General features: G+C 73.8%; 19 protein-coding genes. 8 read left to right on the forward strand and 11 right to left on the reverse strand.

What is annotated here, in order from left to right; translation table 11 throughout:
* Nucleotides 1-3: 3 nt before the first annotated feature.
* Nucleotides 4-1,284: a serine hydroxymethyltransferase gene (gene glyA / locus KVS67_RS04135; RefSeq protein WP_063188973.1), complete on the reverse strand. Its 1,281-nt coding sequence runs from the start codon at nucleotides 1,282-1,284 to the stop codon at nucleotides 4-6.
* Between the two features lie 227 nt (nucleotides 1,285-1,511).
* Between glyA and KVS67_RS04140 the strand changes: the two genes are divergently transcribed.
* Complete coding sequence (locus KVS67_RS04140; protein WP_063188971.1) at nucleotides 1,512-3,026, forward strand: catalase; 1,515 nt, start codon at nucleotides 1,512-1,514, stop codon at nucleotides 3,024-3,026.
* Nucleotides 3,027-3,129: 103 nt separating this feature from the next.
* Here KVS67_RS04140 and KVS67_RS04145 read toward each other — a convergent pair whose 3' ends face one another.
* Nucleotides 3,130-4,689, reverse strand: a complete 1,560-nt coding sequence (locus KVS67_RS04145; RefSeq protein WP_063188969.1) for a hypothetical protein — start codon at nucleotides 4,687-4,689, stop codon at nucleotides 3,130-3,132.
* A gap of 179 nt (nucleotides 4,690-4,868) precedes the next feature.
* On the opposite strand from KVS67_RS04145, the gene purU reads away from it, so the two are divergent.
* From purU to KVS67_RS04160, 3 genes are read left to right on the forward strand one after another with little or no spacing between them, the layout of a single operon-like run.
* Nucleotides 4,869-5,774, forward strand: coding sequence for a formyltetrahydrofolate deformylase (purU, locus tag KVS67_RS04150; protein ID WP_036314586.1), 906 nt, complete (start codon nucleotides 4,869-4,871; stop codon nucleotides 5,772-5,774).
* A 55-nt stretch (nucleotides 5,775-5,829) separates the two neighbouring features.
* The gene (locus tag KVS67_RS04155) at nucleotides 5,830-6,351 is read left to right on the forward strand and encodes a gamma carbonic anhydrase family protein (RefSeq protein WP_036314590.1); all 522 of its coding nucleotides are present in this window, start codon (nucleotides 5,830-5,832) and stop codon (nucleotides 6,349-6,351) included.
* A 33-nt stretch (nucleotides 6,352-6,384) separates the two neighbouring features.
* Nucleotides 6,385-7,380: a D-isomer specific 2-hydroxyacid dehydrogenase family protein gene (locus KVS67_RS04160; RefSeq protein WP_208011477.1), complete on the forward strand. Its 996-nt coding sequence runs from the start codon at nucleotides 6,385-6,387 to the stop codon at nucleotides 7,378-7,380.
* A 27-nt stretch (nucleotides 7,381-7,407) separates the two neighbouring features.
* Here the strand turns inward: KVS67_RS04160 and KVS67_RS04165 are convergent, their stop codons facing one another.
* The 5 genes from KVS67_RS04165 to KVS67_RS04185 form a co-directional block, all read right to left on the reverse strand.
* Nucleotides 7,408-8,700 (reverse strand): ABC transporter ATP-binding protein, encoded by a 1,293-nt coding sequence (locus KVS67_RS04165; RefSeq protein ID WP_063188965.1) that lies wholly within the window; start codon nucleotides 8,698-8,700, stop codon nucleotides 7,408-7,410.
* Nucleotides 8,701-8,735: 35 nt separating this feature from the next.
* Nucleotides 8,736-9,638, reverse strand: coding sequence for a carbohydrate ABC transporter permease (locus KVS67_RS04170; protein ID WP_080695865.1), 903 nt, complete (start codon nucleotides 9,636-9,638; stop codon nucleotides 8,736-8,738).
* Complete coding sequence (locus KVS67_RS04175; protein WP_041102962.1) at nucleotides 9,635-10,606, reverse strand: carbohydrate ABC transporter permease; 972 nt, start codon at nucleotides 10,604-10,606, stop codon at nucleotides 9,635-9,637. Before KVS67_RS04175 ends, KVS67_RS04170 begins: the two co-directional genes overlap by 4 nt.
* Nucleotides 10,603-11,907, reverse strand: a complete 1,305-nt coding sequence (locus tag KVS67_RS04180) for an extracellular solute-binding protein (protein ID WP_063188962.1) — start codon at nucleotides 11,905-11,907, stop codon at nucleotides 10,603-10,605. The genes KVS67_RS04175 and KVS67_RS04180 overlap by 4 nt, the downstream gene beginning before the upstream one ends.
* 86 nt (nucleotides 11,908-11,993) lie before the next feature.
* Nucleotides 11,994-14,675 (reverse strand): ATP-dependent helicase C-terminal domain-containing protein, encoded by a 2,682-nt coding sequence (locus tag KVS67_RS04185; RefSeq protein WP_157557087.1) that lies wholly within the window; start codon nucleotides 14,673-14,675, stop codon nucleotides 11,994-11,996.
* A 65-nt stretch (nucleotides 14,676-14,740) separates the two neighbouring features.
* Between KVS67_RS04185 and KVS67_RS04190 the strand changes: the two genes are divergently transcribed.
* Nucleotides 14,741-16,588 carry a glutaminase gene (locus tag KVS67_RS04190; protein ID WP_063188958.1) on the forward strand — a complete coding sequence of 616 codons (1,848 nt, stop codon included), beginning with the start codon at nucleotides 14,741-14,743 and terminating at the stop codon, nucleotides 16,586-16,588.
* Between the two features lie 45 nt (nucleotides 16,589-16,633).
* On the opposite strand, the gene KVS67_RS04195 is transcribed toward KVS67_RS04190, so the two are convergent.
* Entirely contained in the window at nucleotides 16,634-18,232 is a 1,599-nt protein-coding gene (locus KVS67_RS04195; protein ID WP_063188956.1) for a TIGR01777 family oxidoreductase, read from the reverse strand.
* A gap of 72 nt (nucleotides 18,233-18,304) precedes the next feature.
* Between KVS67_RS04195 and KVS67_RS04200 the strand changes: the two genes are divergently transcribed.
* The gene (locus KVS67_RS04200) at nucleotides 18,305-18,898 is read left to right on the forward strand and encodes a methylated-DNA--[protein]-cysteine S-methyltransferase (protein ID WP_041102971.1); all 594 of its coding nucleotides are present in this window, start codon (nucleotides 18,305-18,307) and stop codon (nucleotides 18,896-18,898) included.
* A 200-nt stretch (nucleotides 18,899-19,098) separates the two neighbouring features.
* Here the strand turns inward: KVS67_RS04200 and KVS67_RS04205 are convergent, their stop codons facing one another.
* On the reverse strand, nucleotides 19,099-21,321 hold the full coding sequence (locus KVS67_RS04205; RefSeq protein ID WP_217564760.1) for an NADP-dependent isocitrate dehydrogenase: 2,223 nt from the start codon (nucleotides 21,319-21,321) through the stop codon (nucleotides 19,099-19,101).
* 315 nt (nucleotides 21,322-21,636) lie between these two features.
* Nucleotides 21,637-23,328, reverse strand: coding sequence for a bifunctional phosphoribosylaminoimidazolecarboxamide formyltransferase/IMP cyclohydrolase (gene purH, locus KVS67_RS04210; protein ID WP_217564761.1), 1,692 nt, complete (start codon nucleotides 23,326-23,328; stop codon nucleotides 21,637-21,639).
* Between the two features lie 119 nt (nucleotides 23,329-23,447).
* Between purH and KVS67_RS04215 the strand changes: the two genes are divergently transcribed.
* Complete coding sequence (locus KVS67_RS04215; protein WP_217564762.1) at nucleotides 23,448-24,869, forward strand: MFS transporter; 1,422 nt, start codon at nucleotides 23,448-23,450, stop codon at nucleotides 24,867-24,869.
* Here KVS67_RS04215 and purN read toward each other — a convergent pair.
* Nucleotides 24,856-25,419, reverse strand: a complete 564-nt coding sequence (gene purN / locus KVS67_RS04220; protein ID WP_036382016.1) for a phosphoribosylglycinamide formyltransferase — start codon at nucleotides 25,417-25,419, stop codon at nucleotides 24,856-24,858. The two genes, KVS67_RS04215 and purN, sit on opposite strands and share 14 nt — an antisense overlap.
* 22 nt (nucleotides 25,420-25,441) lie before the next feature.
* Between purN and KVS67_RS04225 the strand changes: the two genes are divergently transcribed.
* Nucleotides 25,442-25,879, forward strand: a complete 438-nt coding sequence (locus tag KVS67_RS04225) for a hypothetical protein (RefSeq protein ID WP_070709856.1) — start codon at nucleotides 25,442-25,444, stop codon at nucleotides 25,877-25,879.
* Nucleotides 25,880-25,887 lie beyond the last annotated feature (8 nt).

Below are 25,887 nucleotides of genomic sequence, written 5' to 3' on the forward strand. Positions count from 1 at the left end.
GGCTCACCAGCCCTCGAGGCCGTCGTACAGCGGGAAGTCCTCGGTGAGCTTCACGACGCGGGCGCGCAGCGCCTCCACGTCCGGGCTCGGCTTCAGCGCCTCGGCGATGACGTCGGACACCTCGCGGAACTCGGCCTCGCCGAAGCCGCGGGAGGCCAGCGCGGGGGTGCCGATGCGCAGGCCGGAGGTGGTCATCGGCGGACGCGGGTCCCACGGCACCGAGTTGCGGTTCACGGTGATGCCGACCTCGTGCAGGATGTCCTCGCCCTGCCTGCCGTCCAGCTGGGACTCGCGCAGGTCCACCAGGACCAGGTGCACGTCCGTGCCGCCGGTGAGCACCGAGATGCCGTGCTCGGCCATGTCCGGGGCGGTCAGGCGCTCGGCCAGGATCTGCGCGCCGGCCAGGGTCCGCTCCTGCTTCTCCTTGAAGTCCGCGGAGCCGGCGATCTTGAAGGCCACGGCCTTGCCCGCGATCGCGTGCATCAGCGGGCCGCCCTGCTGGCCCGGGAACACGGCGGAGTCGATCTTCTTCTTCAGCTCCTCGGTGGAGAGGATGAAGCCCGAACGGGGGCCGGCGAGGGTCTTGTGCACGGTGGAGGAGACGACGTCGGCGTGCGGCACCGGGTTCAGGTGCAGGCCGGCGGCCACGAGGCCGGCGAAGTGGGCCATGTCCACCCAGAGCCGGGCGCCGACCTCGTCCGCGATCGAGCGGAAGGCGGCGAAGTCGAGCTGACGGGGATAGGCGGACCAGCCGGCCACGATCACCTTCGGCCGGGCCTCGAGGGCCTTCTCGCGCACCTTGTCCATGTCGATGCGGTGGGTGTCCGGCTCCACCTCGTACGCGGCGATGCTGTAGTTCTTGCCGGAGAAGTTCAGCTTCATGCCGTGCGTCAGGTGGCCGCCGTGCGCCAGGGACAGGCCCATCATCGTGTCCCCGTGGTCCAGCAGCGAGGTCATCACGGCCACGTTGGCCTGGGCGCCGGCGTGCGGCTGGACGTTGGCGTGCTCGGCGCCGAACAGGTCCTTGGCGCGCTGGATGGCCAGGTTCTCGGCCACGTCCACGAACTCGCAGCCGCCGTAGTAGCGGCGGCCCGGGTAGCCCTCCGCGTACTTGTTGGTCAGCACCGAGCCCTGCGTCTCGAGGATGGCGCGCGGCACGAAGTTCTCCGAGGCGATCATCTCGAGCGTGCCCCGCTGGCGGCCGAGCTCGTCCGCGAGCGCCGCGGCGATCTCCGGGTCCACCTCGGCGAGGGGCTGGGTGTTGATGTCGGGCGTCTGCGTCACGGGGGTTCCCTTCGAACGGGGGTCTGTGCGGCCGGAAGGCTCCGGTGCCCTCCATCCTAGTGACCAGGCGCCGTCGTCGGGCCTGCGCGACGGCGGCCCGCGGCCCCGGCGACCGACCCCGGCACCCGGTTCTTTTGACTGATTCAGAAATATGCCAAGATCGGGGATGACGCCGCCCACCGCGCCGATCGGTGCGCGGCCGACGTCGATCGACGAAGGAGAGTTCCATGACGGAGTACCAGAAGAAGACCCCGCACGCGACCGGTTCCACCCGCCAGAACGGCGCCCCGGCCATCAGCGACCGCCAGTCCCTGACCGTGGGCAGCGAGGGGCCCATCGTCCTGCACGACACCCACCTGCTGGAGACCCACCAGCACTTCAACCGCATGAACATCCCGGAGCGCCGCCCGCACGCCAAGGGCTCGGGCGCGTTCGGCGAGTTCGAGGTGACCGAGGACGTGTCGAAGTACACCAAGGCCCTCGTGTTCCAGCCCGGCACGAAGACCGAGACCCTCCTGCGCTTCTCCACCGTGGCCGGCGAGCTCGGCTCCCCGGACACCTGGCGCGACGTGCGCGGCTTCGCGCTGCGCTTCTACACCGAGGAGGGCAACTACGACCTCGTCGGCAACAACACCCCGATCTTCTTCCTGCGCGACCCGATGAAGTTCACCCACTTCATCCGCTCGCAGAAGCGCCTGCCGGACTCCGGCCTGCGCGACGCCACCATGCAGTGGGACTTCTGGACCAACAACCCCGAGTCCGCGCACCAGGTGACCTACCTGATGGGCCCGCGCGGCCTGCCCCGCACCTGGCGTGAGATGAACGGCTACGGCTCCCACACCTACCTGTGGGTCAACGCCCAGGGCGAGAAGCACTGGGTGAAGTACCACTTCATCTCCCAGCAGGGCGTGCACAACCTCTCGAACGACGAGGCCACCAAGATGGCCGGCGAGAACGCCGACTTCCACCGCCAGGACCTGTTCGAGTCCATCGCCAAGGGCGACCACCCCAAGTGGGACCTCTACATCCAGGCGATCCCCTACGAGGAGGGCAAGACCTACCGGTTCAACCCCTTCGACCTGACGAAGACGATCTCCCAGAAGGACTACCCGCGCATCAAGGTCGGCACGCTGACCCTGAACCGCAACCCGGAGAACCACTTCGCGCAGATCGAGTCCGCCGCGTTCAGCCCGAGCAACACCGTGCCGGGCATCGGCCTCTCCCCGGACCGCATGCTCCTGGGCCGCGCCTTCGCGTACCACGACGCGCAGCTGTACCGCGTGGGCGCCCACGTGAACCAGCTGCCGGTGAACCGCCCCAAGAACGCGGTGCACAACTACGCCTTCGACGGCCAGATGTGGTACGACCACACCGGCGACCGCTCCACCTACGTGCCGAACTCCAACGGCGACTCCTGGTCGGACGAGACCGGCCCGGTGGACGACGGCTGGGAGGCCGACGGCACCCTGACCCGCGAGGCCCAGGCCCTGCGCGCGGACGACGACGACTTCGGCCAGGCCGGCACCCTCGTCCGCGAGGTCTTCTCGGACCAGGAGCGCGACGACTTCGTGGAGACCGTGGCCGGCGCGCTGAAGGGTGTCCGCCAGGACGTCCAGGCCCGCGCCTTCGAGTACTGGAAGAACGTGGACGCCACGATCGGCCAGCGCATCGAGGACGAGGTCAAGCGCCACGAGGGCGACGGCATCCCGGGCGTCGAGGCCGGCGGCGAGGCCCGCATCTGACGGCTCCCTCCCCCGGCGGGCGCCCGCGCGCGCCGCTGAACGCACGGCGGCCGCTCCCTCACACGAGGGGGCGGCCGCCGTCGTCGTGGGGCGAATGCCTCGGTCAGCGCTTGCCCCAGCGGCGCTCCTGCGCCTGGGCCAGCTTGTCCTTGACCACCTTCACGGCCTTGTCCTTGGCGGGCACGGCCACGTTGTCCCGCAGCGGGATGGCGACCTTGTCACGCACGGTCTCGAACGCGGAGGCCGCCACGGCGCCGGCCTGGGCCAGCTTCGACTCGCCCTCGGCGTCCGAGCCTCGGGTCTCGTCGCGGTCCGCCCGCAGGTCCGGGAGGGCGGCGCCCTCGGTGTCGTCCTCGGCGGGCTCCTCATCCGTGGGGGCGGAGGAGGTGGAGGTGTCCGGGGCCACCGTCGAGGGCGTCGACGACGTCGGCGCGGTGGTCTCGGCGGTCCCAGCAGTCCCGGCGGCTGCCGCCGACTGCGCGGCGCGGGCCTCGCGGCGGGTCGCCGGGGTGGCGTCCTCCGCGCGGCCGGACGAGGCCGCGGTCGGGTCCAGCTCCGGGGTGCCGCCCAGGGGCGTGGCCGGCGTGGTGCCGGCGTGGGTCTCCGGGGTCTCGGCCCGGCGGGTGGCCGGGGCGGCCTCGAGGGACGGGCGCTCGGCCGCGGACTCGACCGCCGCCGGCTGCGCGGCGTCCGCGCGGTGGTCGTCGGTGCGCGCCGACTCGCGGTCCGCCTCGGCCACGCGACCGGGCACGCCGGGCGTGCCGTCGACGCGCAGGGACCCGGCGGCCGAGCGCTCCGTCCCGTCGGCGCCGTTCTGCTCGGATTGGTCCGACTCGGTGGCCACGACGGTGACCGAGCCGTGCGCGGTGGTGGCGACCGTGTGCGTCTCGAGGTGCTCGCCCTGCGGGGCGGGGATCGCGTCCGTGGCGAACTCCTTGGTGGGGGTGTGCTCGGCGGCGACCTGGTCGGCGGGGACAGTCCCGGGCACGTGCTCGGGAGCCGGGGTGAGGTGGCTCCGGTGGTCCGGGGCCGCGGCGGCCGGTGCCGCCGGAGCGGGGGTCTCGGCCACCGGGGACGGGGAGGCCGGGGTCGCCGGGACGTCGGCCGCGGGCGTCTGCTCGTCCAGAGTGACGCCGGAGCCGCCGGCCACACCGGCCGCGCCCAGGCCCACGGTGTCCGCCTCGCGCGCTGTGCTCGGCGCCGCCGCGGCGGGGCGCAGAGTGCGCCGGGTGGCCGGAGCCGCGGCATCGCGACGGGGGGTCTCAGCGGTGGCCTCGGTGCTCGGGGCGTCCTGCTGGTCCACGGTCACCCCCGCACCGCCGGCCACGCCGGCGACGGACTCGTCGGTCTCGCGGTCCGCCGCGGCGGTGTCGGACGCAGCCGGACCCCCGGCGGGCTTCACCGCGGCCGCGGGGCGAGCGTCCTTCTCGGCCGCCACCTCGTCCAGGCGGGAGAGGCGGGTCGGGGCCGCGGGGGCGGCCGCGGCGGCGGCCGCCTGCTCACCCGCGGTGTCCGCGCTGACGCCCCGGCGCTCGAGCCGGGTCTCGGCGGCCTCGGCCTCGGCCTCACGACGACGGCGGGAGGCGATCACCGAGAGGATGATCAGGATCAGCAGCACGACGATGATCGCCGCGATGATCCAGTAGAGGGTGGACTGTGGCATGGGGGTGCTCCTCGGTCGTCTGGGGCGACCGGCCGGGCCGGGCGCCGCGTCTTGCTTCCCGCGCCGCCGCGCGGCGGGGAACCTGGTCTTGAGGATGACACGGGGCCCGGCCCCCCGACCAGGGATCAGCCCCGTCATCCCGCGGTTCCGCGCGGCCGGCACCGCCTACCATCGACGCCATGGACACGGCAGCCCTCTCCCCCAGCCCCTCCCCCGCCTCCGGCGCGGAGCACGCCCGCGTGCTCACGCTGGCCTGCACGAACCGCAAGGGCATCGTGCACGCCGTGACGGGCGCCCTGCTGGGCGTGGAGGCGGACATCACCGAGTCGCAGCAGTACGACTCCCCGGACACCGGCGACTTCTTCATGCGCGTGGAGTTCGTGACCCCGGCCACGCGGGAGGACATCGAGCAGGCGCTCGCGCCGGTGCGCGAGGAGTTCGGCATGCGCATGGGCCTGTGGGACGCGGCGCAGCGCATGCGCACCCTCGTGATGTGCTCCAAGGACGGGCACACCCTCAACGACCTGCTCTTCCAGCAGCGCGCCGGCACCCTGCCCATCGAGATCCCCGTGGTGGTCTCGAACCACCTGGACCTGCAGCCGCTCGCCTCCTTCTACGGCGTGCCCTTCATCCACGTGCCCGTCTCGAAGGACCCCTCGAGCCGGGACTCCAAGGAGGCCGCGGAGGACCGGCTGCGCGATCTGATCGCCCAGTTCGACATCGAGCTGGTGGTCCTGGCCCGCTACATGCAGATCCTCTCGGACGAGCTGTGCCGGGACCTGGCCGGGATGGCCATCAACATCCACCACTCGTTCCTGCCCTCCTTCAAGGGCGCCCGCCCCTACCACCAGGCGCACGAACGCGGCGTGAAGCTCATCGGCGCCACCGCCCACTACGTGACCGCCGACCTGGACGAGGGCCCGATCATCGCGCAGTCCGTGCAGCCGGTGACCCACGCCCAGACCGCCGCCGACTTCGTGGCCCGCGGCCGCGACGTCGAGGGCTCCACGCTCGCGCAGGCCGTGCGCTGGCACGCCCAGCACCGCGTCCTCGCGGACGGCCGGCGGACCGTCGTCTTCAGCTGAGCCCGGGACGACGGCGCCACGCGGCGCCGTCGTCCTGCCCGCCTAGGCTGGTGGCATGGCCCACATCATCACCGTCGCGGGTGCCACCCCGCGCATCCACGAGTCCGTCTTCCTCGCCCCGACCGCCGCGATCACCGGCGACGTCGAGATGGCCGAGCGCTCCTCGGCCTTCTACGGCGTCTCCGCCCGCGGTGACTCCGCCCCCATCCGCGTCGGGGCGGGCACCAACCTGCAGGACAACGTGGTGCTGCACGCGGACGAGGGCTTCCCGTGCACCCTGGGCGCCGGTGTCTCCGTGGGCCACTCCGCCGTGGTGCACGGGGCCACCGTGGAGGACGACTGCCTGATCGGCATGTCCGCCACGGTGATGAACGGCGCGGTCATCGGCGCCGGTTCGCTCGTGGCCGCCGGCGCCCTGGTGCTCGAGGGGACGCAGGTCCCGGCCGGCTCGCTCGTGGCGGGCGTCCCCGCGAAGGTCCGCCGCCCCCTCACGGACGAGGAGCGGGAGGGCCTCAAGAAGAACGCGGCCACCTACCTGCGGCTGTCCGCCGCGCACCGGGACGCCGTCGCCGGCTGAACCAGGCCCGGAGGATGTGGGACGGTGGGCACCATGCCCACCACTTCCACTCTCCCCCGCACCCGACCCGACGACGTCCCCGAGCGTCTGCTCATCCTCCCCGCGGCGCAGGACGTCGCCGGCACCCCCTACGCCCACGCCCGTCGGCTGGCCGAGCAGGCCGTGGCCGACGTCGGCGGCGCCGCCGTGGCCGAGGGCGACACCTCCGCCACGGCCCTGCTGATGGTCCGCCCGATCCCGGTCGATGCGCTCGCTGCGGCCCTGGCCGCCCACCCCCGGGTGAGCTGGGTGCAGCTCCCGTTCGCCGGGATCGAGCCGTTTGTCCCCCTCGTGCGCAGCCGCCCGGACCTCGTGTGGACGTCCGCCAAGGACACGTACGCGCCGCCGGTGGCCGAACACGCGCTGCTGCTCACCCTGGCCCTGCTGCGGGACCTGCCCGCGCGCGTCCGCGCCACCACGTGGGGCCCCTCCTCCGGCCGCACCCTGAACGGCCTGAACGCCGTGGTCGTGGGCGGCGGCGGGATCGCACAGGAGTACATCCGCCTGCTCAAGACCTGGGACGTGCACGTCACCGCGGTCCGCCGACGCGCGGGAGACGTGCCCGGCGCGGACCGCACCGTCACGACCGACCGCCTCGACGAGGTCCTGCCCGGTGCGCAGGTCGTGATGATCGCCGCGGCCGCCACGGACGAGACCCGCGGCCTGTTCGACGCCGACCGCCTCGCCCTCCTGGACGAGGACGCCGTGCTCGTGAACATCGCCCGCGGGACGCTGGTGGACACGGACGCCGTCGTCGAGGCCCTCGCGGCGGGCCGGCTGCACGGCTACGGCACGGACGTCACCGACCCCGAGCCGCTGCCGGAGGGCCACCCGCTCTGGACGGAGGAGCGTGCGCTCATCACGCCGCACACGGCGGACACCCCGGAGATGTGCGTCCCGCTGCTCCACGCGCGGGTCGAGCGGAACCTGCGGGCCCGCGCGGCCGGGACGGAGCTGGAGGGCCTGGTGGACGCCGAGGGCGGGTACTGACCCGCCCCCGGCGTCCGCGGTGCCGGCTCAGCGGCGCGGCGCGTCCGCCTCGCGTTCGGCGGCATCGCGCTCGGTGGCCATCTCGATCTGGCGGCGGCGCTCCTCGGCGGCCCGGCGGGTCAGCTCCGCGCCGACCTCGGGGTCGCGGGTGAGGTTCTCACCGGTGGTCGGGTCGAACAGGTGCACGCGGGTGGTGTCCACCCACAGGCGGGTCGGCGTGCCCGGCCGGGCGCGGGACTCGCCGGAGAGGGTGGCCACGACGACGGGGCGCAGCTCGTCCGCGTCCAGGTCCTTGGCCAGCGAGGAGAGCATCTCGGCCACGGCCGGGTCCGGATCGAACTCGATGTAGCCGTACTGCTCGTGGCCGAGCCACTCCAGGTGCGTGAGCGTCGCGTCGAAGGTGGAGCCCTGGTCGCGGCGGCTGTCCTCCACCAGCTCGGCGTCCTCGAAGAACTCCGGCCGCAGGCCGAGGAACACGATGTCCCGCCCCTCGGCGGCGCGGGCCTTCTCGGGCGGCACCGGGATGTCACCGATCGGCGAGGACAGCACGTGGCCGCCCTCCTTCTGCTTCAGCGAGGCGGGCAGGAAGTTCATCGACGGCGAGCCGATGAAGCCGGCCACGAACAGGTTGAGCGGCTGCTCGTAGAGCTCGCGCGGGCTGGCCACCTGCTGCAGCTCGCCCTTCTTGAGCACGGCCACCCGGTCGCCCAGGGTCATGGCCTCGGTCTGGTCGTGCGTCACGTAGACGGAGGTGGTGGCCAGGCGGCGCTGCAGCTGCGAGATCTCCGCGCGCATCTGCCCACGCAGCTTGGCGTCCAGGTTGGACAGCGGCTCGTCGAAGAGGAACGCGTCCGCCTCGCGCACGATCGCCCGGCCCATGGCCACGCGCTGACGCTGGCCGCCGGAGAGGTTGCCGGGCTTGCGCTCGAGGTGGTCCTCGAGCTCGAGCACGCGGGCGGCGTCGCGCACCTTGCGGTCGATCTCCTCCTCGGAGGGCTTGTTGTCCTTGATCAGCCGCAGCGGGAAGGCGATGTTCTCGTACACCGTCAGGTGCGGGTACAGCGCGTAGTTCTGGAACACCATCGCGAGGTTGCGGTCCTTGGGGGCCGCCTCGTTCACGCGGCGGCCGTCGATCAGCATCTCGCCGTCGGTGATGTCCTCGAGGCCCACGATCATGCGCAGCAGCGTGGACTTGCCGGAGCCGGAGGGGCCCACGAGGATGACGAACTCGCCGTCCTCGATCTCCAGGTTCACGTCCTTGATGGCGTGGAAGCCGTCGTCGTAGGTCTTGTCGATGTGGTTCAGGGTGATGGAGGCCATCGGGGGGTCCTTTCGGGAGGTCTCGTGTGCGGGCCTCAGCCCTTCACCGCGCCGTTGGTCAGGCCGGCCACGATCTGACGCTGGAACGCCAGCACCAGGATCACGATCGGGATGGTCACGATGATCGCGGCCGCCGAGATGGCCCCGGTCGGCGACTCGAACTGCGAGGCGCCGGTGAAGAAGGCCAGGGCGGCGGGCACGGTGCGCGCGGTCTCGGTGGAGGTCAGGGAGATGCCGAACACGAAGTCGTTCCAGGCGATGAAGAAGGCGATGATCGCCGTCGTGAAGACGCCGGGGGCGGCCAGCGGGACGATCACCTTGCGGAACGCCTCGAGCGGGGTGGCGCCGTCCACCTGCGCGGCCTGGTCGAGCTCCCACGGGATCTGGCGGAAGAACGCGGCCAGGGTCCAGATGGAGATCGGCAGGGTCAGGGACAGGTAGGGGATGATCAGGCCGAGCCACGTGTCGTACAGCCCGAGGGTGCGCCACATGTTGAACAGCGGCGTCACCAGGGAGATGACGGGGAACATCGAGACCATCAGGGACACCGTGAGCACGATCCGCTTGCCCGGGAAGTCCAGGCGGGCGATCGCGTAGGCGCACAGCGTGGCCAGGATGACGGCGATGATCGTGGCGATCACGGTGATGCCGATCGAGTTGCGCAGCGCCGTGAGGAACAGCTCGCGCGAGCCGCCCACGAAGATCTCCTCGTAGTTCACGGTGGACCACTGGGTGGGCAGCAGCTTGCCGTTGGCGAGGTCGGCGGGCGTCTTGAAGCTGGTCGCGAAGATCGAGAACAGCGGGAAGAGGCACCACACGCCGATCACGACGGTGAGGATCCACCACAGTGCGGTGGCCTTTCCGGTGCCGCGACGGTGGGGCGCGCGGCCCTCAGGCGCGCGGCCCTCGGGGGCGGGAGCGGATGCGGCGGTGCTCACTTGGAACCTCCTCGGTCGGCCAGGTCCACCTTGAAGCCCTTGACGGCGATGACCGCCATGAGGGCCACGCACAGGAACAGGATCACGGAGACCGCCGAACCCATGCCGATCTCGAGCCGGCCGATGGACGTGCGGTAGGCCAGCAGCGAGAGGACCTCGGTGCCGTAGGCGCCGTTGGTCATGATGTAGATGGAGTCGAAGATGCGGAACGCGTCCATCGCGCGGAACAGGACGGCCACCATGATCGAGGCCTTCATGTTCGGCAGGATGACCAGCTTCATCCGCTGCCACCACGAGGCGCCGTCGACGGAGGCGGCCTCGGTGAGGTCGCCCGGCACCTGGGCCAGGCCGGCCAGCAGGAGCAGGGAGATGAACGGGGTGGTCTTCCAGATCTCGGAGAGCATGATCACGAACAGCGCGGTGCTGCCCTGCGCGAACCAGTTCAGGTCCGCGTCGACGCCCGGCAGCCACTCGAACCAGGCGTTGATGTAGCCCGAGTCGATCGAGAACATGTAGAACCACGCGAACGCGGAGACCACGGTGATGATGCCGTACGGCACCAGGATGATCGTGCGGATCAGGCCGCGGGTCTGCTTGATGGCGTGGTGCATGGCCAGGGCCAGCAGGAAGCCGAGGATGAGCTCGACCACCACGGTCACCACGGTGATCAGCAGGGTCACCCCGAGGCCCTTCCAGAACACGGGGTCCGTGAGGATCACGCCGTAGTTGCCCAGGCCCACGAACTCGCGGTCGCCCGGCGCGGTGAGCCGGTACTTGAACAGCGAGTCGTAGAGGGCCTGCAGGATCGGGTACAGGACCACGAACAGCATCACGAAGAACGCGGGGCCGGCCAGGAGCCAGCCGAGACGCGCCTCGGACTTCGCGCGCTGGGACTTCACCCGGCGGGGGCGACGACCCTCGGCGGCGCGCGGGGTGGATGCGGCGGGTGCGGTGTCGACGTGGCTCACAGCAGACGCTCCCCTCTCAGGACTTCCTGGATGAAGTCGTCGGTCTCGGCCGGGGTGGACTCGGAGACGCCCGACGGCGGCGCGTAGCGCTGCTGGATCGCGGTGGAGACCTCGTTGTAGTACGGGGTCTGCGGCCGCGGGGCGCCGAGTTCGAGGGACTCCCGGATGGTGTCCGCCATGGGGTACTTCTCGGCGACCTCGGGGGCGTCGTAGGCCGCCGGGTCGGCGGGCGGGTTGCCGTTCTCGACGAAGTACTGGCTCTGGTGCTCGGTGGTGGTGATGCAGGAGATCGCGTCCCAGGCGAGGTCCTGGTGCTCGGACTTCGCGCCCACCCCCAGGTTGATGCCGCCCACGGGCGGCGCGGCGTCCTCGCCCTCGACGGTGCGGGGGTAGACGGCCCAGCCGATGTCCTCGGGCAGGTCCTCCGGCAGCGAGCCCTCCTCCACGGAGCCGAGGGTGGCCGGCCAGACGAACGGCCAGTTGACCATGAACGAGCCGTTCTTGCCCTGGAAGAGCAGCATGGAGGCGTTCTCGTCCTGCGTCGGCAGGCCGGCGCTGCCGAGACCCTCCTTGCCGATCGTGGAGATGATCCGGGCGGCCGTGCGGCCGGCCTCGGAGTCGAGGTTCGTGGTGACCTCGTCCGTGGGCGCCTCGGCGTTGGGGACGATCTGCTCCCCGCCGCCCTCGATGAGCGCGTTGAGCCACACGGTCATGGACTCCGCACGGGCGCCCTGGACGGCCAGGTCCTTGTCCTGGCTGCGGGCGGCCTCGATCAGCTGGTCCCACGTGACGGGCTGGGACATGTCCAGCCCCGCGGCCTCGGCGACCGACTTGCGGTACCAGAGCAGCTGCGTGTTGGCCCAGAACGGGACCGTGACGAGCTCGTCCTTCCAGCTGGCGGCCGCGAGCGCGCCCTCCAGGGCGTTGTCCTTCGCGTACGCCTGCATCTCCTCCGGCACGGGGGCCAGGAAGCCGGGCTCGGCGAGCTCGGGGACGAACGGCGGGTCGAGGGACATGATGTCCATCGACGTGTCGCCCGCGGCGAGGCGGCGGGTCAGCTGCTCGCGCTGGGAGGCGGCGTCCGTCGGAAGCATGGACGTCTCGACTCTGTACCGGCCGTTCGCGGCGTCGGTGCACTGGGCGGCGATCTTCGCCTGCCCGCCGTCGTCGGGGTTGGTGTACCAGGTCAGGGTGGGCGTCTGCTCGGCCGGAGCACACCCGGCCAGGATCAGCGCGCCCGCGGCGACGGCGCCGGCCAGCGTGGCCCGGCGCCGTTGACGTGCCCGCGTGTCGTGTCTCACAAGTGGAACCTCAATCGATGCGAGTCGGATGTGACGGCCATCATCACGCATCACAGCGATTCCTGCACGTTTCGCGGACCCCTTTCTCAGCGGGCGCGGCGGTTCGTCCGGGCGGTCGGCTCCGCGGCGGCGGGATCCTCGGGCCACGGGTGCTTGGGGTAGCGCCCCCGGTTCTCAGCGCGGACCTGCGCGTAGGGGCCGGCCCAGAAGGAGGGCAGGTCGGCGGTCACGGCGAGCGGGCGACCTGCCGGGGAGAGCAGGTGCAGGACCACCGGCTCACGACCGTCCGCGACAGCGGGGGTGACACGCGCCCCGAAGAACTCCTGCAGCTTGGCGGCGACCACGGGCGGGGTGTCCTCGTGGACGGCCGGATAGTCCACGACGACGGCGCGCCCGCTCGGCACGGGCAGACGCTCGGGGGCGAGCTCGTCCAGCCGCCCCGCCTCCGGCCACGGCAGGGCACCGCGCAGCAGCGCCTCGGCGTCCAGGCGCGCGAGGGGCCGCCCCGCGGCCAGGTCGGCCGCGAGCCCGTCGACCAGCGCGTCCAGGCCGGGCAGCGCCGCGTCCGAGAGGTCCGGCCACGGGGCGCCGAGGACGCGGTGGAGCAGGTGCACCCGGCGGCGCAGGCGTTCGGCTCGACCGCTCGGGTCGAACCGGGCGAGGCCGTCGGCGGCGAGTGCGGCGCGCACGGCCTGCGCGGCGGCGTCGGGGGCGACGCGGGCCGGCGTCTCCGCCAGCACGAGCGCGCCCAGCCGGTCCACGCGTCGGCCGGTGAGCCGGTCCCCGCGCCAGTCGGCGGTGTCCTCGGTGCGCCGCAGGCCCGCGCCGGCGAGCTCGGCGAGCGGCCGGTCGATCGGCGCGGCCGCGCGGATCGCGGCACCCATGCCGGCCGCGTCCCCGGCCACGCGGGCGACCTCGGCCACGGCCAGCCACTCCTGCCCCGCCAGGCCGCCGCCGGCGGCGTCGCGGGGCAGGGCCGCGCGGGTGCCGGAGGTGAGCAGGTACGCGCCCGCCTCCCCCGCGCGTCGGGCGATCCACGCGGGGAAGGCCAGGGCGGCCACGAGGCCGGCGGGGTGGCGCCGCGCGGTCGCCGTCGCCTCGGGCCCGGGCTCGCCCGGGGCGTGGTGTGCGTGCCGACGGGCGAGTCGTTCCAGTCGGTCCGCCTCCCGGCGCCAGCGCCCGGCCTCCGGGTGCCGGCCGTCCCGCACGGCCGCGACCAGCGCCTCGAGGTCGGCCCCGGGGGCGCGCAGGTCCAGGGCGAGGGCCGCCGTCGCCTCGGCCGCGGGGCGGGGCCCCGTCCACGGTGCCGCGCGCAGGAGGGCGTGGCCGAGGGGCGGGTCCAGGGGCAGCTCGGCCAGGACGGCGCCGTGCGGGGTGACGCGCCCGTCCGCGTCCACCGCGTCGAGGGAGGCGAGCGTGCGCTCGGCGGCGGCCATCGCGTCGGCCGGCGGGTCCTCGGGCAGGGTCAACCCGTGGCCGCCCGGGGCGCCCCACGCCGCGAACGCCAGGGCCACCGGCGCGAGGTCGACGACGGCGAGGGCCGGCGTCGGGGCTGCGGGCGCGGTGCCCAGGGCCGCGGCGGTGTGGCAGCGGACCACCGTGCCGGGGCCGAGGCGGGCGGCGCGGCCCGCACGCTGGCCGGCGGCGGCACGCGAGGCCTGGACGGTGACGAGCCCGGCCATGCCGCGCCCCCGGTCCCGGCGCGGCTCGCGGGCCAGGCCCGCGTCGATGACGAGGCGCACCCCCGGCACGGTCAGCGAGGACTCGGCGACCGCCGTCGCGACGACGACGCGCGGCACGGTGGGGTCGGCGCGGCCGGCGAGCGCGGCGTCCTGGTCGGCGGGCTCCTGGCGGCCGTGCAGGACGCGGACCTCGGTGTCCGGGGCGAGCGCGGCGACGCGCCCCGCGACCGCCTCGACCTCGGCCACGCCGGGCAGGAAGACGAGGGCGTCCACGGTCGGGTCGGCGTCGAGCGCCGCGGCGTGGGCGCGCGCGGCCGTGGCCGCGACGTGGTCGAGGAAGGCCCGGTCCACGCGGCCCCCGGCGGTGAGACGGTGGCCGCGGAAGGGGACGTGCTCCTCGCGCAGCGGGTGCAGCACGGCCGGGGTGGAGGCCACGGGCAGGGGCGCCTCCTCCCCCATGCCGCGGGCCCAGCGGGTGGCCAGAGCCGCCGCGTCCACGGTGGCGGACATGGCCACGAGCGCGAGCTCGGGACGCAGCTGCCGCAGGTCGGCGAGGAGCGCGAAGAGCACGTCTGTGTCCAGGTCCCGCTCGTGGACCTCGTCCAGGACCACCGCGTCCACGCCGTCGAGCCCGGGGTCGGCCAGGAGGCGGCGCAGCAGCAGGCCCGGGGTCACGAACTCGACGGCCGAGGCCCCGCCGCCGGCCGCATCACCCCGCACCGCGTAGCCGACGGCGGCGTCCGCGAGCCGAGCCCGCGCGTCGGGGCCGGCGCCGGGCTGCGCGTCGGCCGCGGCGGCCGGCACCGCCGTGCGCAGCCGCCGCCAGGCCGCGCGCACCGCGACCCGCCGCGGCTGCGTGACCAGGACGCGCCCGCCGCCGTGATCCGCGAGCCGGACCGCGAGCGCGGGCGGGACCACGGTGGTCTTGCCCGTGCCCGGGGGCGCCTCGACGACGGCCGCCCCGCGCGCGTCCAGCGCCGCTTCGAGGTCGGGCAGGGCGGCGGCGAACGTCAGGCCGGCGCTGAGGCGGCCGAGGGCGGCGGAGAGGGCGGACGGGACGGTGACGGGATCGACGGGGGTGGGCATCGGGTCCATTGTGCCCGCCTCCGCCACGCTGTCCCGGGACCGTCCCACTGACTAGGCTGTGACCCATGACCACACCCGTCCAGGAGCACCTCGATCGCCTCACGTCGGCCCACGCGGGTGAGGGGGAGGTCCCGGACGGGCTGGGCGTCGCGATGCTCCTGGTGGACGGGCACCGCTACGTCTCCGGATCCATGACGCCCGTGCCGCTCGCCACGCTCGCCTCTCCCCTGTTCCACGCGCAGGCCCTCGAGGACCTCGGCGCGGTGCGGGTGGGCGAGCGCGTGGGAGCCGCCCCCGTGCGCGACCTGGACCACCGGGTCGAGGTGGACGCCGTCACGGGCCTGCCGCACAACCCGCTGCAGAACGCGGGCGCGGTGGCCACCGCCTCCCTCGTGAAGGGCCGCGGTGGCCGCGACCGCACCGCGCGCATGATGCAGCTGCTCTCCGCACTGTTCGACCGCGAGGTCACCGTCACGGAGTCGGCCGCGCGTGCGGAGAACCGCGCCCAGCACCACACCCGGTCCGCTGCCTGGCTGATGAAGTCCCTCGACACGCTGGACGCCGACCCCGAGACGCTGCTCGAGGACATCGCCACGGTGCGTGCCGCCGCCGTGACCGTGGAGGACCTCGCCCTGCTCGCCGGCACCCTCGCGCACGGCGGCGTCCACCCCGTCACCGGGGACCGTGTGCTGAGCGAGGAGACGGTCCGCGGTGTGCTCTCCGTGATGGACTCCTGCGGCATGGACACCCGGGACTCCCGGTGGGCGTACGACGTCGGCCAGCCCGGCTGGGCGTCCACGCGCGGCGGCACGGTGCTCGTGGTGGTGCCGGGCCACCTCGGTCTGGCGCTGCAGTCGGACACGACGGACGAGAACGGGCTCGGCGCCGCGGCGATGGCCGCCCTGCGGACCCTCGTCGAGGACTTCGAGCTGCACCCGTCGGTGGTCACCGGCTCCCCGCGCGCGGCCCTGCGCACCCACTACCGGATCGATCAGGCGCCCTCGGGCACGGTGCGCAGCGCCGTCGTCCTCGAGGCGCTCGGGCGGTTCGCGGACACCGTGCACGTGATCGAGCTGGGCGGTCACCTCGGCTTCAGCCAGGTGGACGCGATCGCCCGCGTCAGCCGTGGTCTACCGGAGGTCCTCGAGACGCTCGTGGTGGACATGCGCTCGGTCAGCTCCATCTCCCGTCCGGCCCGGCTGCTGGTGGCCCAGTGGTTCGCCCGCGCGCTGGGCAACGGGCTCGACGTCGTCGTCGTGGACCGGGACGCCGCGGAGATGAAGGAGCTGATGGCGGCCGTCGAGGAGTCCGTGGAGGTCGACCTGCCCGAGCCGCTGCAGGATGAGGCCGAGGGGGTGGATCCCGCCGCCGAGGGTGCGCAGTTCGTGTTCTTCGACTCCCGCTCGCGGGCCGCCCAGTGGGCCGAGCAGCGGCTGCTCTCCCGGCACGCCCCCCACCTGCTGCCGCGGGACGCCCAGGAGGCGGCCGTGGCACCCCTGCTGCAGCACCTCTCCGCGGACGACGCGCGTCTGCTCGAGTCCATGATGGACGAGCGGGTCTACTCGGACGGCCAGATCATCCGTCGCGCCGGCCAGCCGTTCGGCGGCATCTACGTGATCGTCTCCGGCAGCGTGGAGCTCTCGGGTCAGGGCACGGGCAGCCGCCGCGTGCGCCGCACCCTGCTCACCCCGGGGATGACGTTCGGCGAGATGGCCCTGGGCCAGCCCGGCCGCCAGCCCTCCACCGTCCGCGCGCGCGGGCCGGTGACGGCGCGAGTCCTCACCGCCCAGGTGATGGTCGCGCTCCAGGAGGGCTTCCCCCAGCTGGCCCTGGCCCTGTGGGAGGCCCTGGCCCGCGACGCGTTCACCGCGCTAGGCCAGCTCATCCGGGAGACCGGCGCGCTGCAGGACTGACCACCCGCCGGGGCAGCGTCTCTGTGGGACGCGCCCCCACCCCCGTCACCGCCCGAGGATGTGGCGCAACGCGCCCTCCAGTTCGGGGTCGCGCATCTCGTAGCCGGAGGAGACCAGCCGGTCCGCCAGGACCTTCTGGTCGGCCGCGACGGTCTCCATCCGGCCCTCCTCGCCCAGCAGCAGGCGCGGCCCGGCCTCGGGCACCGGGATGACCGCGGGCCGGCGCAGCACCCGCCCGAGCACGGTGGCGAACTCCCGGGCCGTGACCGGCACGGGCGCCACTGCGTTCACCGGGCCGGTGACGCCGTCGTCGAGCACCGCGTGGGCGAAGGCCCCCGCGATGTCATCCGCGCCGATCCAGCTCAGCCACGGGCTGCCGTCGTGGCTCTCCCCACCCGAGGTCGCGACCGGACCGCCGAGGCCCGCGAGGAACAGCGGCAGCACCTGCTGCAGCATGCCCCCGGCCGGGCTCAGGACCACGCCGGTCCGCAGCATCGCGACCCGGATCCCGGCCGCCTCGGCGCGCCGGGCCTCCGCCTCCCAGTCCGCGACGACCTCGGCGAGGAAGTCGTCCCCGGGCTCCAGATCCTCGACGAGGCCGCTGCCGAACGGGCCCGTGCCCGCGTCCGCCCCGTAGTACCCGATCGCCGAGCCGTTCACGAGTGCCCGCGCCCGCGCCTCGTCCCCCTCCCGCGCGGCGATCCGGGCGAGCGCGTCCACGAGGGTGCGCGTGCCGCGCACGCGCGAGTCGTGCACGGCCTCCTTGTGCGCGTCCGAGAACCGGCCCGCGATGGGCTCGCCCGCCAGGTTCACGACGACGTCGGCCTCGGCCAGGGCGTCCTCATCCACGGTCTCCCGGCCGGGGTCCCACAGCGCCGCGTCCAGCGCGCCGGCCTTCTTCGGGCTCCGCACGAGCCGGATGACGCGGTGGCCGCCGGTGGTGAGCAGGGCACAGAGCTGCCGGCCGATCAGTCCGCCGGCCCCCGTCACGGCGACCGCGCGGGCCGGCCCGCCGACGAGGGGACCGGGGTGGGCGGCGTGGAAGTCCAGGTCGTCGGCCATCACGCGGGCGCGATAGGCGAACTGGCGGCCCAGCTCCGCCTCGAAGGCCTCGTGGGCGCGGCGCGAGGCCGCGGTGCCCAGAGCGGGCACGCGGGCCACCAGGGACTCCCCCGGCAGGGCGTACTCGATGTGGTCCGTCACGACCGTGCCGCGCCGGCCGTCCGCCGTGTCCGCCTCACCGGGCGCGGCGTCATCGAGCAGGTGAGTGTGCCGCCAGGAGGCCAGAGGTCCGGAGACCATCTCGTCCCGGAACATGCGGCCCTCCTCGTAGGCCGTGTGGCGGGCGCGCCACGGCACCGCGGGCGCGGCCCCACCGGGCAGGCGGGAGGCGACGGCGTCCGGCAGCAGGCCGGTGAGCATCCCGTGGGCCGCGCCGGCGAACAGGCCGGCCGCCCCGGGGGCCTGGATGCGCAGCCGCGACTCGGAGCCCACGCGGAGGCCGTCCGTGGGTCCCTGGACCACCTCGCCCGCGAAGGGCGGGGTGAGCCGCTCCAGCGCGCCGGGGTTCTCCAGCCAGCGGAAGACCACCTCACGCGGGTGGCGCAGGAGGGTGCGATGCTCGAAGACGCGGATCTCGGTCATGGACGCCAGCCTGACACAGGGAGGGGACGCGCGAACACCTGTCCGGGCCGGGCCGTGCAGGACAATGAGGGGATGGACCTGCTTCCCGAGCTGCGCTGGACCGCCGCCGCCCTGCCCGCCACCGAGCTCACCCTCGTGGCCGTCTTCTCCCCCGAGGACCAGACGGTGCGCGCCTCCGGCGTGGCCGTGCCGGGGGACTCGGAGCCCCCCGCCGCCGCGATCGGGCGCCTCCTCGAGACGCTCATGGACCGGCTCGTGGCCCTGGACCCGGAGACCGCCGACCGCGAGATGAACCCGCGCCCCGTGGAGCCGCGCCCGGGCGTGTCCCAGCCCGTCGCCGACGCCCTGGCCGCCTACACCGCGGGGGACGTGGCCGCGCTGGACGCCCTCGACGTCGCCCAGCCGGGCACCGCGTTCCGGCAGCGGGCGTGGCGGGAGCTGCGCGGCATCGCCCCCGGCTCCCCCGCCACCTACGGCGGCCTGGCCGAGCGGTGCGGGGCCCCGCGGGCCGTGCGTGCCGCCGGCGGGGCGTGCGCCGCCAACCTGGTGGCCGTCGTCGTGCCCTGCCACCGCGTGGTGCGCGCCGACGGCGCCGCCGGCCACTACCTCTACGGCACCGCCGCGAAGCAGGCCCTGCTGGCCCACGAGGCGGCACACGCGGGCTGACCACCTCCTCGCCCCGGGCAACGCGGGTTGAGTTGTCACGGGTCCGGGGCTCGAACACCCGCGACAACTCAACCCGCGTTGCGGGCGGGGAGCCGTCTCGGGTGGCCGGGTGGCCGGGGGTCGGCGTCGGGCGCCGGGGAACGAGAAGGGGCCGGGCCGCGCGCTCCACGCACGCGGCCCGGCCCCCGACGCTCAGTCGCTCAGACGGAGAGCTTGTCCACGATCGCGTTGAGCGTCGCGGACGGACGCATCACCGAGGTGACCTTCTCCATCTCCGGCGCGTAGTAGCCGCCCAGGTCCACCGGGGAGCCCTGCACGCCGTTGAGCTCGGCCAGGATGGTCTCCTCCTGGGCCTCCAGCTCCTCGGCGATCGGCTTCGCCGCGGCCGCCAGCTCGGCGTCCTCGGTCTGCTTCGCCAGCTCGCGGGCCCAGTACAGCGCCAGGTAGAAGTGGCTGCCGCGGTTGTCCAGCTCGCCGACCTTGCGCTTCGGGGACTTGCCCTCGATCAGCAGGGTGCCGGTGGCGGCGTCCAGGGTGTCCGCGAGCACCTGCGCGCGGTGGTTCTCGTTCGCGACCGCCTCGTGTTCGAAGGACACGGCCAGCGCGAGGAACTCACCGAGGGAGTCCCAGCGCAGGTGGTTCTCCTCCAGCAGCTGCTGCACGTGCTTCGGGGCGGAGCCGCCCGCGCCGGTCTCGAACAGGCCGCCGCCGTTGAGCAGCGGGACGATCGAGAGCATCTTCGCGGACGTGCCCAGCTCGAGGATCGGGAACAGATCCGTGTTGTAGTCACGCAGCACGTTGCCGGTCACGGAGATGGTGTCCTCGCCGCGGCGGATGCGCTCCACCGAGAGCTTGGTGGCCTCCACCGGGGAGAGGATGCGCAGATCCAGGCCCTCGGTGTCGTGCTCCTTGAGGTACTCCTCGACCTTCTTGATGAGCTCGCGGTCGTGGGCGCGGGTCTCGTCCAGCCAGAACACGGCCGGGGTCTGGGACGCGCGGGCGCGGGTCACGGCCAGCTTCACCCAGTCGCGCACCGGGACGTCCTTGGTCTGGCAGGCGCGCCAGATGTCGCCGGCCTCGACGTCGTGGGAGAGCAGGGTCTCCCCGGCGGAGTTCTTCACGGCCACGGTGCCCGCGGCGTCCATGATGAACGTCTTGTCGTGCGAGCCGTACTCCTCGGCCTTCTGCGCCATGAGGCCCACGTTCGGGACGGTGCCCATGGTGGTGGGGTCGTAGGCGCCGTTGGCCTTGCAGTCGTCGATCACGGCCTGGTAGACGCCGGCGTAGGAGGAGTCCGGGATGACGGCCAGGGTGTCCTGGGTCTGGTCGTCCTTGTTCCACATGCGGCCGGAGGTGCGGATCATGGCCGGCATGGAGGCGTCCACGATCACGTCGGAGGGCACGTGGAGGTTGGTGATGCCCTTGGCGGAGTTCACCATGGCCACGTCCGGGCCGTTCTCGTAGGCGGCGGCGATGGCGGCGCGCACACCCTCGGCGGTCTCGGCGTCGAGCTTGTCCAGGCCGCCCTCGATCGCGGCGAGGCCGTTGTTCGCGGACAGGCCGGCGGCGGCCAGCTGCTCGCCGTACTTCTCGAACAGCTCGGAGAAGTAGGCCTTCACGACGTGGCCGAAGATCACCGGGTCGGAGATCTTCATCATGGTGGCCTTCAGGTGCGCGGAGAAGAGGATGCCCTCCTCCTTGGCGCGCTTGACCTGCTCGGCGAGGAACGCGTCCAGGGCCTTGGCGGACATGAACGTGCCGTCCACGACCTCGCCCTTGAGGACCTTCAGGCCCTCCTTGAGCACGGTGGTCTTCCCGTCCTCGCCGGTGAACTCGATCGTCAGCACGTCGGCGGCCGGCAGGGTCACGGACTGCTCGTTGGCGCGGAAGTCGTCCGCGCCCATGGTGGCGACGGCGGTCTTGGAGTCCGGGGTCCACTCGCCCATCGAGTGGGGGAAGCGCTTGGCGTACGCCTTCACGGCCTTCGGGGCGCGGCGGTCCGAGTTGCCCTCGCGCAGCACCGGGTTCACGGCGGAGCCCTTGACGGAGTCGTATCGCGCCTTCGCGTCCTTCTCCTCGTCGGTCTTCGGCTCGTCCGGGTACTCCGGCAGCGCGTAGCCGTCCGCCTGCAGCTCCTTGATCGCGGCGCGCAGCTGCGGCACGGAGGCGGAGATGTTCGGCAGCTTGATGACGTTGGCCTCGGGGGTCTTCACGAGCTCGCCGAGCTCGGCGAGGGCGTCCGCGGTGCGCTGCTCCTCGGGCAGGACGTCCTTGAACGCGGCGAGGATGCGGCCAGCCAGCGAGATGTCACGGGTCTCCAGCTCCACGCCGGCGGTGCCCGCGTAGGCGCGCACGATCGGCAGCAGCGACGCGGTGGCCAGCATGGGCGCCTCGTCCGTGAGCGTGTAGATGATCTTCGACATGCGGATGATCTCTCCTTCTGGCCGCACTCGAGACGCGGCCCTCGTCGGCAGGGAACGGGTGACTCGCCGCCAATCTACCCGGCGCCTCGGACGCGCCACACCGTGTGTGGCTCGGCGTCAGCGCCCCCGGCCGTCGCCGGTGCCCTCGCCGGGCCGGGAGGGATCGCCCGGGTACCAGGGGGGGCGTCGGGTCGGAGGGGGCGCCCTCCGACGACGGCGGCGTGGATCGTGGCCGGCTCAGGTGCCCCGCACGGCCTGGGCGATGAGGAAGGAGACGACCAGGCCGAGGGGCTCCACACCATCGGCCCGCCCCGCTCAGCCGTGGAAGAAGTGGCGCGCCCCGGTCAGGTACAGGGTCACGCCGGCTGCCTCGGCCGCGGCCACGACCTCCTCGTCCCGGACGGAGCCGCCCGGCTGGACGACGGCCTTCACGCCGGCGTCGATGAGGATCTGCAGCCCGTCCGCGAACGGGAAGAACGCGTCCGAGGCGGCCACGGAGCCGCGGGCCCGCTCGGGGGCGCCCTCCCCGGAGACGTTCTCCGCGCCGCCGGCGCTGCTCACGTCCTGCCCGCCGGTCTGCGCGGCGCCCAGGGTGTTGGCGCGCTCGACGGCCAGGCGGCAGGAGTCGAGGCGGTTGACCTGGCCCATGCCCACGCCCACCGTGGCGCCGTCGTGGGCCAGCAGCACGGCGTTGGACTTGGCCGCGCGCACGGCGCGCCACGCGAAGGCCAGGTCGGCCAGGACGGCCTCGTCGGCGGCCGGGCCGGCGGCGAGGGTCCAGGTGGCCGGGTCGTCGCCGTCGGCGTCCACCGCGTCCGCGATCTGCAGCAGCATGCCGCCGGAGACCTGCTTGGCCTCCACTGCGTCCCGCAGGAAGCCCTCGGGCAGGCTCAGCAGGCGCAGGTTCTTCTTGGCGGAGAGGATCTCCAGGGCCTCGGGCTCGAACGCCGGGGCCACGACGACCTCCGTGAACACGTCCTTCACCTGGGCGGCCATGGCGGCGGTGACGGGGCGGTTGGCCGCGATCACGCCGCCGAACGCGGAGACCGGGTCGCACGCGTGGGCCTTGGCGTGCGCCTGCGCGATGTCCGTGCCCTCGTCCGTGACGGCCACGCCGCACGGGTTGGCGTGCTTGACGATCGCCACGGCCGGGACCGGGTGGTCGAAGGCGGCGCGCACCGCGGCGTCGGCGTCCACGTAGTTGTTGTAGCTCATCGGCTTGCCGTGCAGCAGCTCGGCCTGCGCGATGCCGGGGGCCGCCGAGGAGTCTAGGTACAGCGCCGCGGGCTGGTGCGGGTTCTCGCCGTAGCGCAGGATCTGCGCGCGCTCGAGGGAGAAGCCGGCGTAGGGCGGGAACACGGGGATCTCGTCGGCGTGGATGTCCTCGCCGAAGTGGGCGGCGGTCCAGGCGGCCACGGCGTTGTCGTACGCCGCGGTGTGGGCGAAGGCCAGGGCGGCCAGGCGCCGGCGGGCGCGCAGGTCGAAGCCGCCGGACTGGGCGGCCTGGACGACCTCGCCGTAGCGGGCCGGGTCCACGACGATCGCCACGGACGCGTGGTTCTTCGCGGCCGCGCGCACCATGGACGGCCCGCCGATGTCGATCTGCTCGACGACGGCGTCCTCCGCGGCGCCCGAGTTCACGGTGTCCACGAACGGGTAGAGGTTCACGACGACGAGGTCGAACGGCTCCACCTCGAGCTCGCGCAGCTGGGTCACGTGGTCCTCACGACGACGGTCGGCCAGGATGCCCGCGTGCACGCGCGGGTGCAGCGTCTTCACGCGGCCGTCCAGGCACTCCTGGAACCCGGTGACCTCGGCGACCTCGGTGACGGGCACGCCGGCGGCGGCGATGCGCTGGGCGGTGGAGCCGGTCGAGACGATCTGCACGCCCGCGGCGTGGAGCCCGGTGGCGAGCTCCTCGAGTCCGGTCTTGTCGTACACGGAGATCAGGGCCCGCTTCAGGGGCACCGTGTCCAGGACGGTGGGGATTGACTGGGCAGAGGTCACGAGGGGGCGCTCCTTCGAGGGGGTCCGGGTGCGTCCCCCAGCATAGGCCGGGCCGCATAATGGCCCAGGCGTCCGCGTGACGGACCGCCCCCACTCCACCCGACGAACGGGAGCCGACCATGTCCTCCGCCACCCCACCCCGCCCCAGCGCCGACGGCGCGCACCCCGGGCCCGCACCCGACGTCGTCGCCCCCGACGCCACCCTGCCCACCGGTGAGGCGGTCGTCCAGGAGCTGCCGTGGCGCTGGTCCGTCCAGGGCCGCATCTTCCTGATCGGCGGCCTGGGCTTCATGTTCGACGCGTGGGACGTCACGCTCAACGGCGTGATGATCCCGCTGCTGCGCGAGGAGTGGGCCCTGGACAAGGCCGACGCCGCGTGGATCGGCACCGCCAACCTCATCGGCATGGCCGTGGGCGCGTTCCTGTGGGGCACCATCGCGGACCGCATCGGCCGCAAGGCGGCGTTCGCGTGGACGCTCGCGATCTTCTCCGTGTTCACGATCGCGGGCGCGCTGACGGACTCCCTGCTGTGGTTCGCGCTGTTCCGCTTCGTGGCCGGTGTGGGCCTGGGCGGCACGATCCCCGTGGACTACGCACTCGTGGGCGAGTTCACCCCGCGCCGGCTGCGCGGCCGCGTCCTGGCCGCGATGGACGGCTGGTGGCCCGTCGGCGCCGCGCTGTGCGGCCTCGTCTCCGCCTGGCTCGTGGGCACGTGGGGTGACTGGCGCCTGCCCCTGCTGGCCATGGTCCTGCCGGCCCTGCTCGTGTTCGTCGTGCGCCTGGGCATCCCCGAGTCCCCGCTGTTCCTGATGAGCCGGGGCCGCGAGGCACAGGCCCGCGCCGTCATCGACCGCATGGTGGCGGCCACCGGCGCGCCTCGCCGGCCCTACACGATGCCCCCGGCCGAGCCGGCCCGCTCCGGCGGCGTCGGCGCGCAGCTCGCCGCGGTCTGGCGGTTCTCCCCGCGCATCACCGCGGTCGCCTGGGCCCTGTTCGTGGCCATCATGCTCGTCTACTACATCGCGCTGCAGTGGCTGCCGACGTTCCTCATCGACGCCGGCTACGCGGAGGGCCGCGCCTTCATCATGACCTCCGGCATGGCCGCGGCCGGCCTGCTCGGCGTGGTCGTGGCCACCGTGCTGATCGAGGTCACCGGCCGCCGCTGGCTGCTGGCCGTCAGCGCCGTCGTCGCGAGCGCCCTGACCGTCTGGCTGGCGAGCGTGCTGGACGTGCCCGCCGCGGTGCTGCCGCTCGTGCTGGCGTTCGGCTTCGTGGTGCAGGTCGCGATCCCGGTGCTCTACACGTACGTCTCCGAGCTGTACCCGACGACGCTGCGCGCCTCCGGCTTCGGCTGGGCGTCGGCGGCCTCGCGGGTGGGCGCGGGCCTGGGCCCGCTGCTCTTCGTGGGCACGCTGGTCCCCGCCCTCGGGCTGCCGGGGGCGTTCGCCGTCACCGGCGGGCTCGTGGTCCTGGCCTGCGCGGCGATGCTGGCGCTGGCCCCGGAGACCCGCGGCCGCGCCCTCGAGGTCAGCGCCGACTGAGCTCGCCGAGCACGCGCAGCAGCAGGGCCCGCTCCTGGACCTTGATGCGCTCGTGCAGCTCGGCCTCGGTGTCCGTGTCCAGCACGGGCACCGCGGCCTGCGCGAGGATCGGGCCGGTGTCCACGCCCGCGTCCACCACGTGCACGGTGCAGCCGGTGACCTTCACCCCGTGCGCCAGCGCGTCCCGGACGCCGTGGGCCCCCGGGAAGGAGGGCAGCAGGGCCGGGTGGGTGTTGAGGATGCGGCCGTCGAACCGCTCGAGCAGCGGGGCGCCCAGGATCCGCATGAACCCGGAGCACACCACCCAGTCCGGCGCGTAGGCGGCGACGGCGTCCGCGAGCGCCTCGTCCCACGCGCGCCGGTCCGCGTGGTCCTTCGGGGAGACCACGAACGTCTCGATCCCGTGGGCGCGGGCACGGTCGAGTCCGCCGGCGTCGGCGACGTCGGCGCCCACCGCGGCGATCTCCACGTCCAGGGCGCCGGAGGCGACGGCGTCGAGGACGGCCTGCAGGTTGGTGCCGGAACCGGAGACGAGGGCAACGATGCGCATGCGCCCATCGTAGGGTGAGGGGGTGTCCGCCCCCGTTCCCTCCTCCCCGCCCCGCCCGCCGCAGGGCGCCCCGGACCCCGGCCGCGTCCGCACCGGTCGTGCCCTGCTGTGGCAGTCCGTGGCGCTGCTGGGGATGGTGCTCTCCTTCTCCCTCGTGCTGCCGTGGAAGCTGATCGCCCTCGCGCTGGGGCTGGTCGCCCTCGTGCTCGGCGTGCGCGTGTGGGTCACGAGCCGCGGCGCCGAGCGCTCGGGGCTGCCCCGCGCGGTGGCGTCCGCCGGCATGGCGATGGCGCTGATGGGCATGACGACGGCGGCGCTGCCGCTGCTCGCGTGGGACGCGACGGTCCAGCTCGAGCAGTGCGGCGCCTCCGCGCTCACCGTGCGGGCGCAGCAGGCGTGCGCGGACGAGTTCACCCGTCAGGTGGAGGAGCGCACGGGGGTGCCCCAGCTGCGGCCCTGAGCCGCGGG

This window comes from Micrococcus sp. GbtcB5, from assembly GCF_019091605.1.
Classification (GTDB): Bacteria; Actinomycetota; Actinomycetes; order Actinomycetales; family Micrococcaceae; genus Micrococcus; species Micrococcus luteus.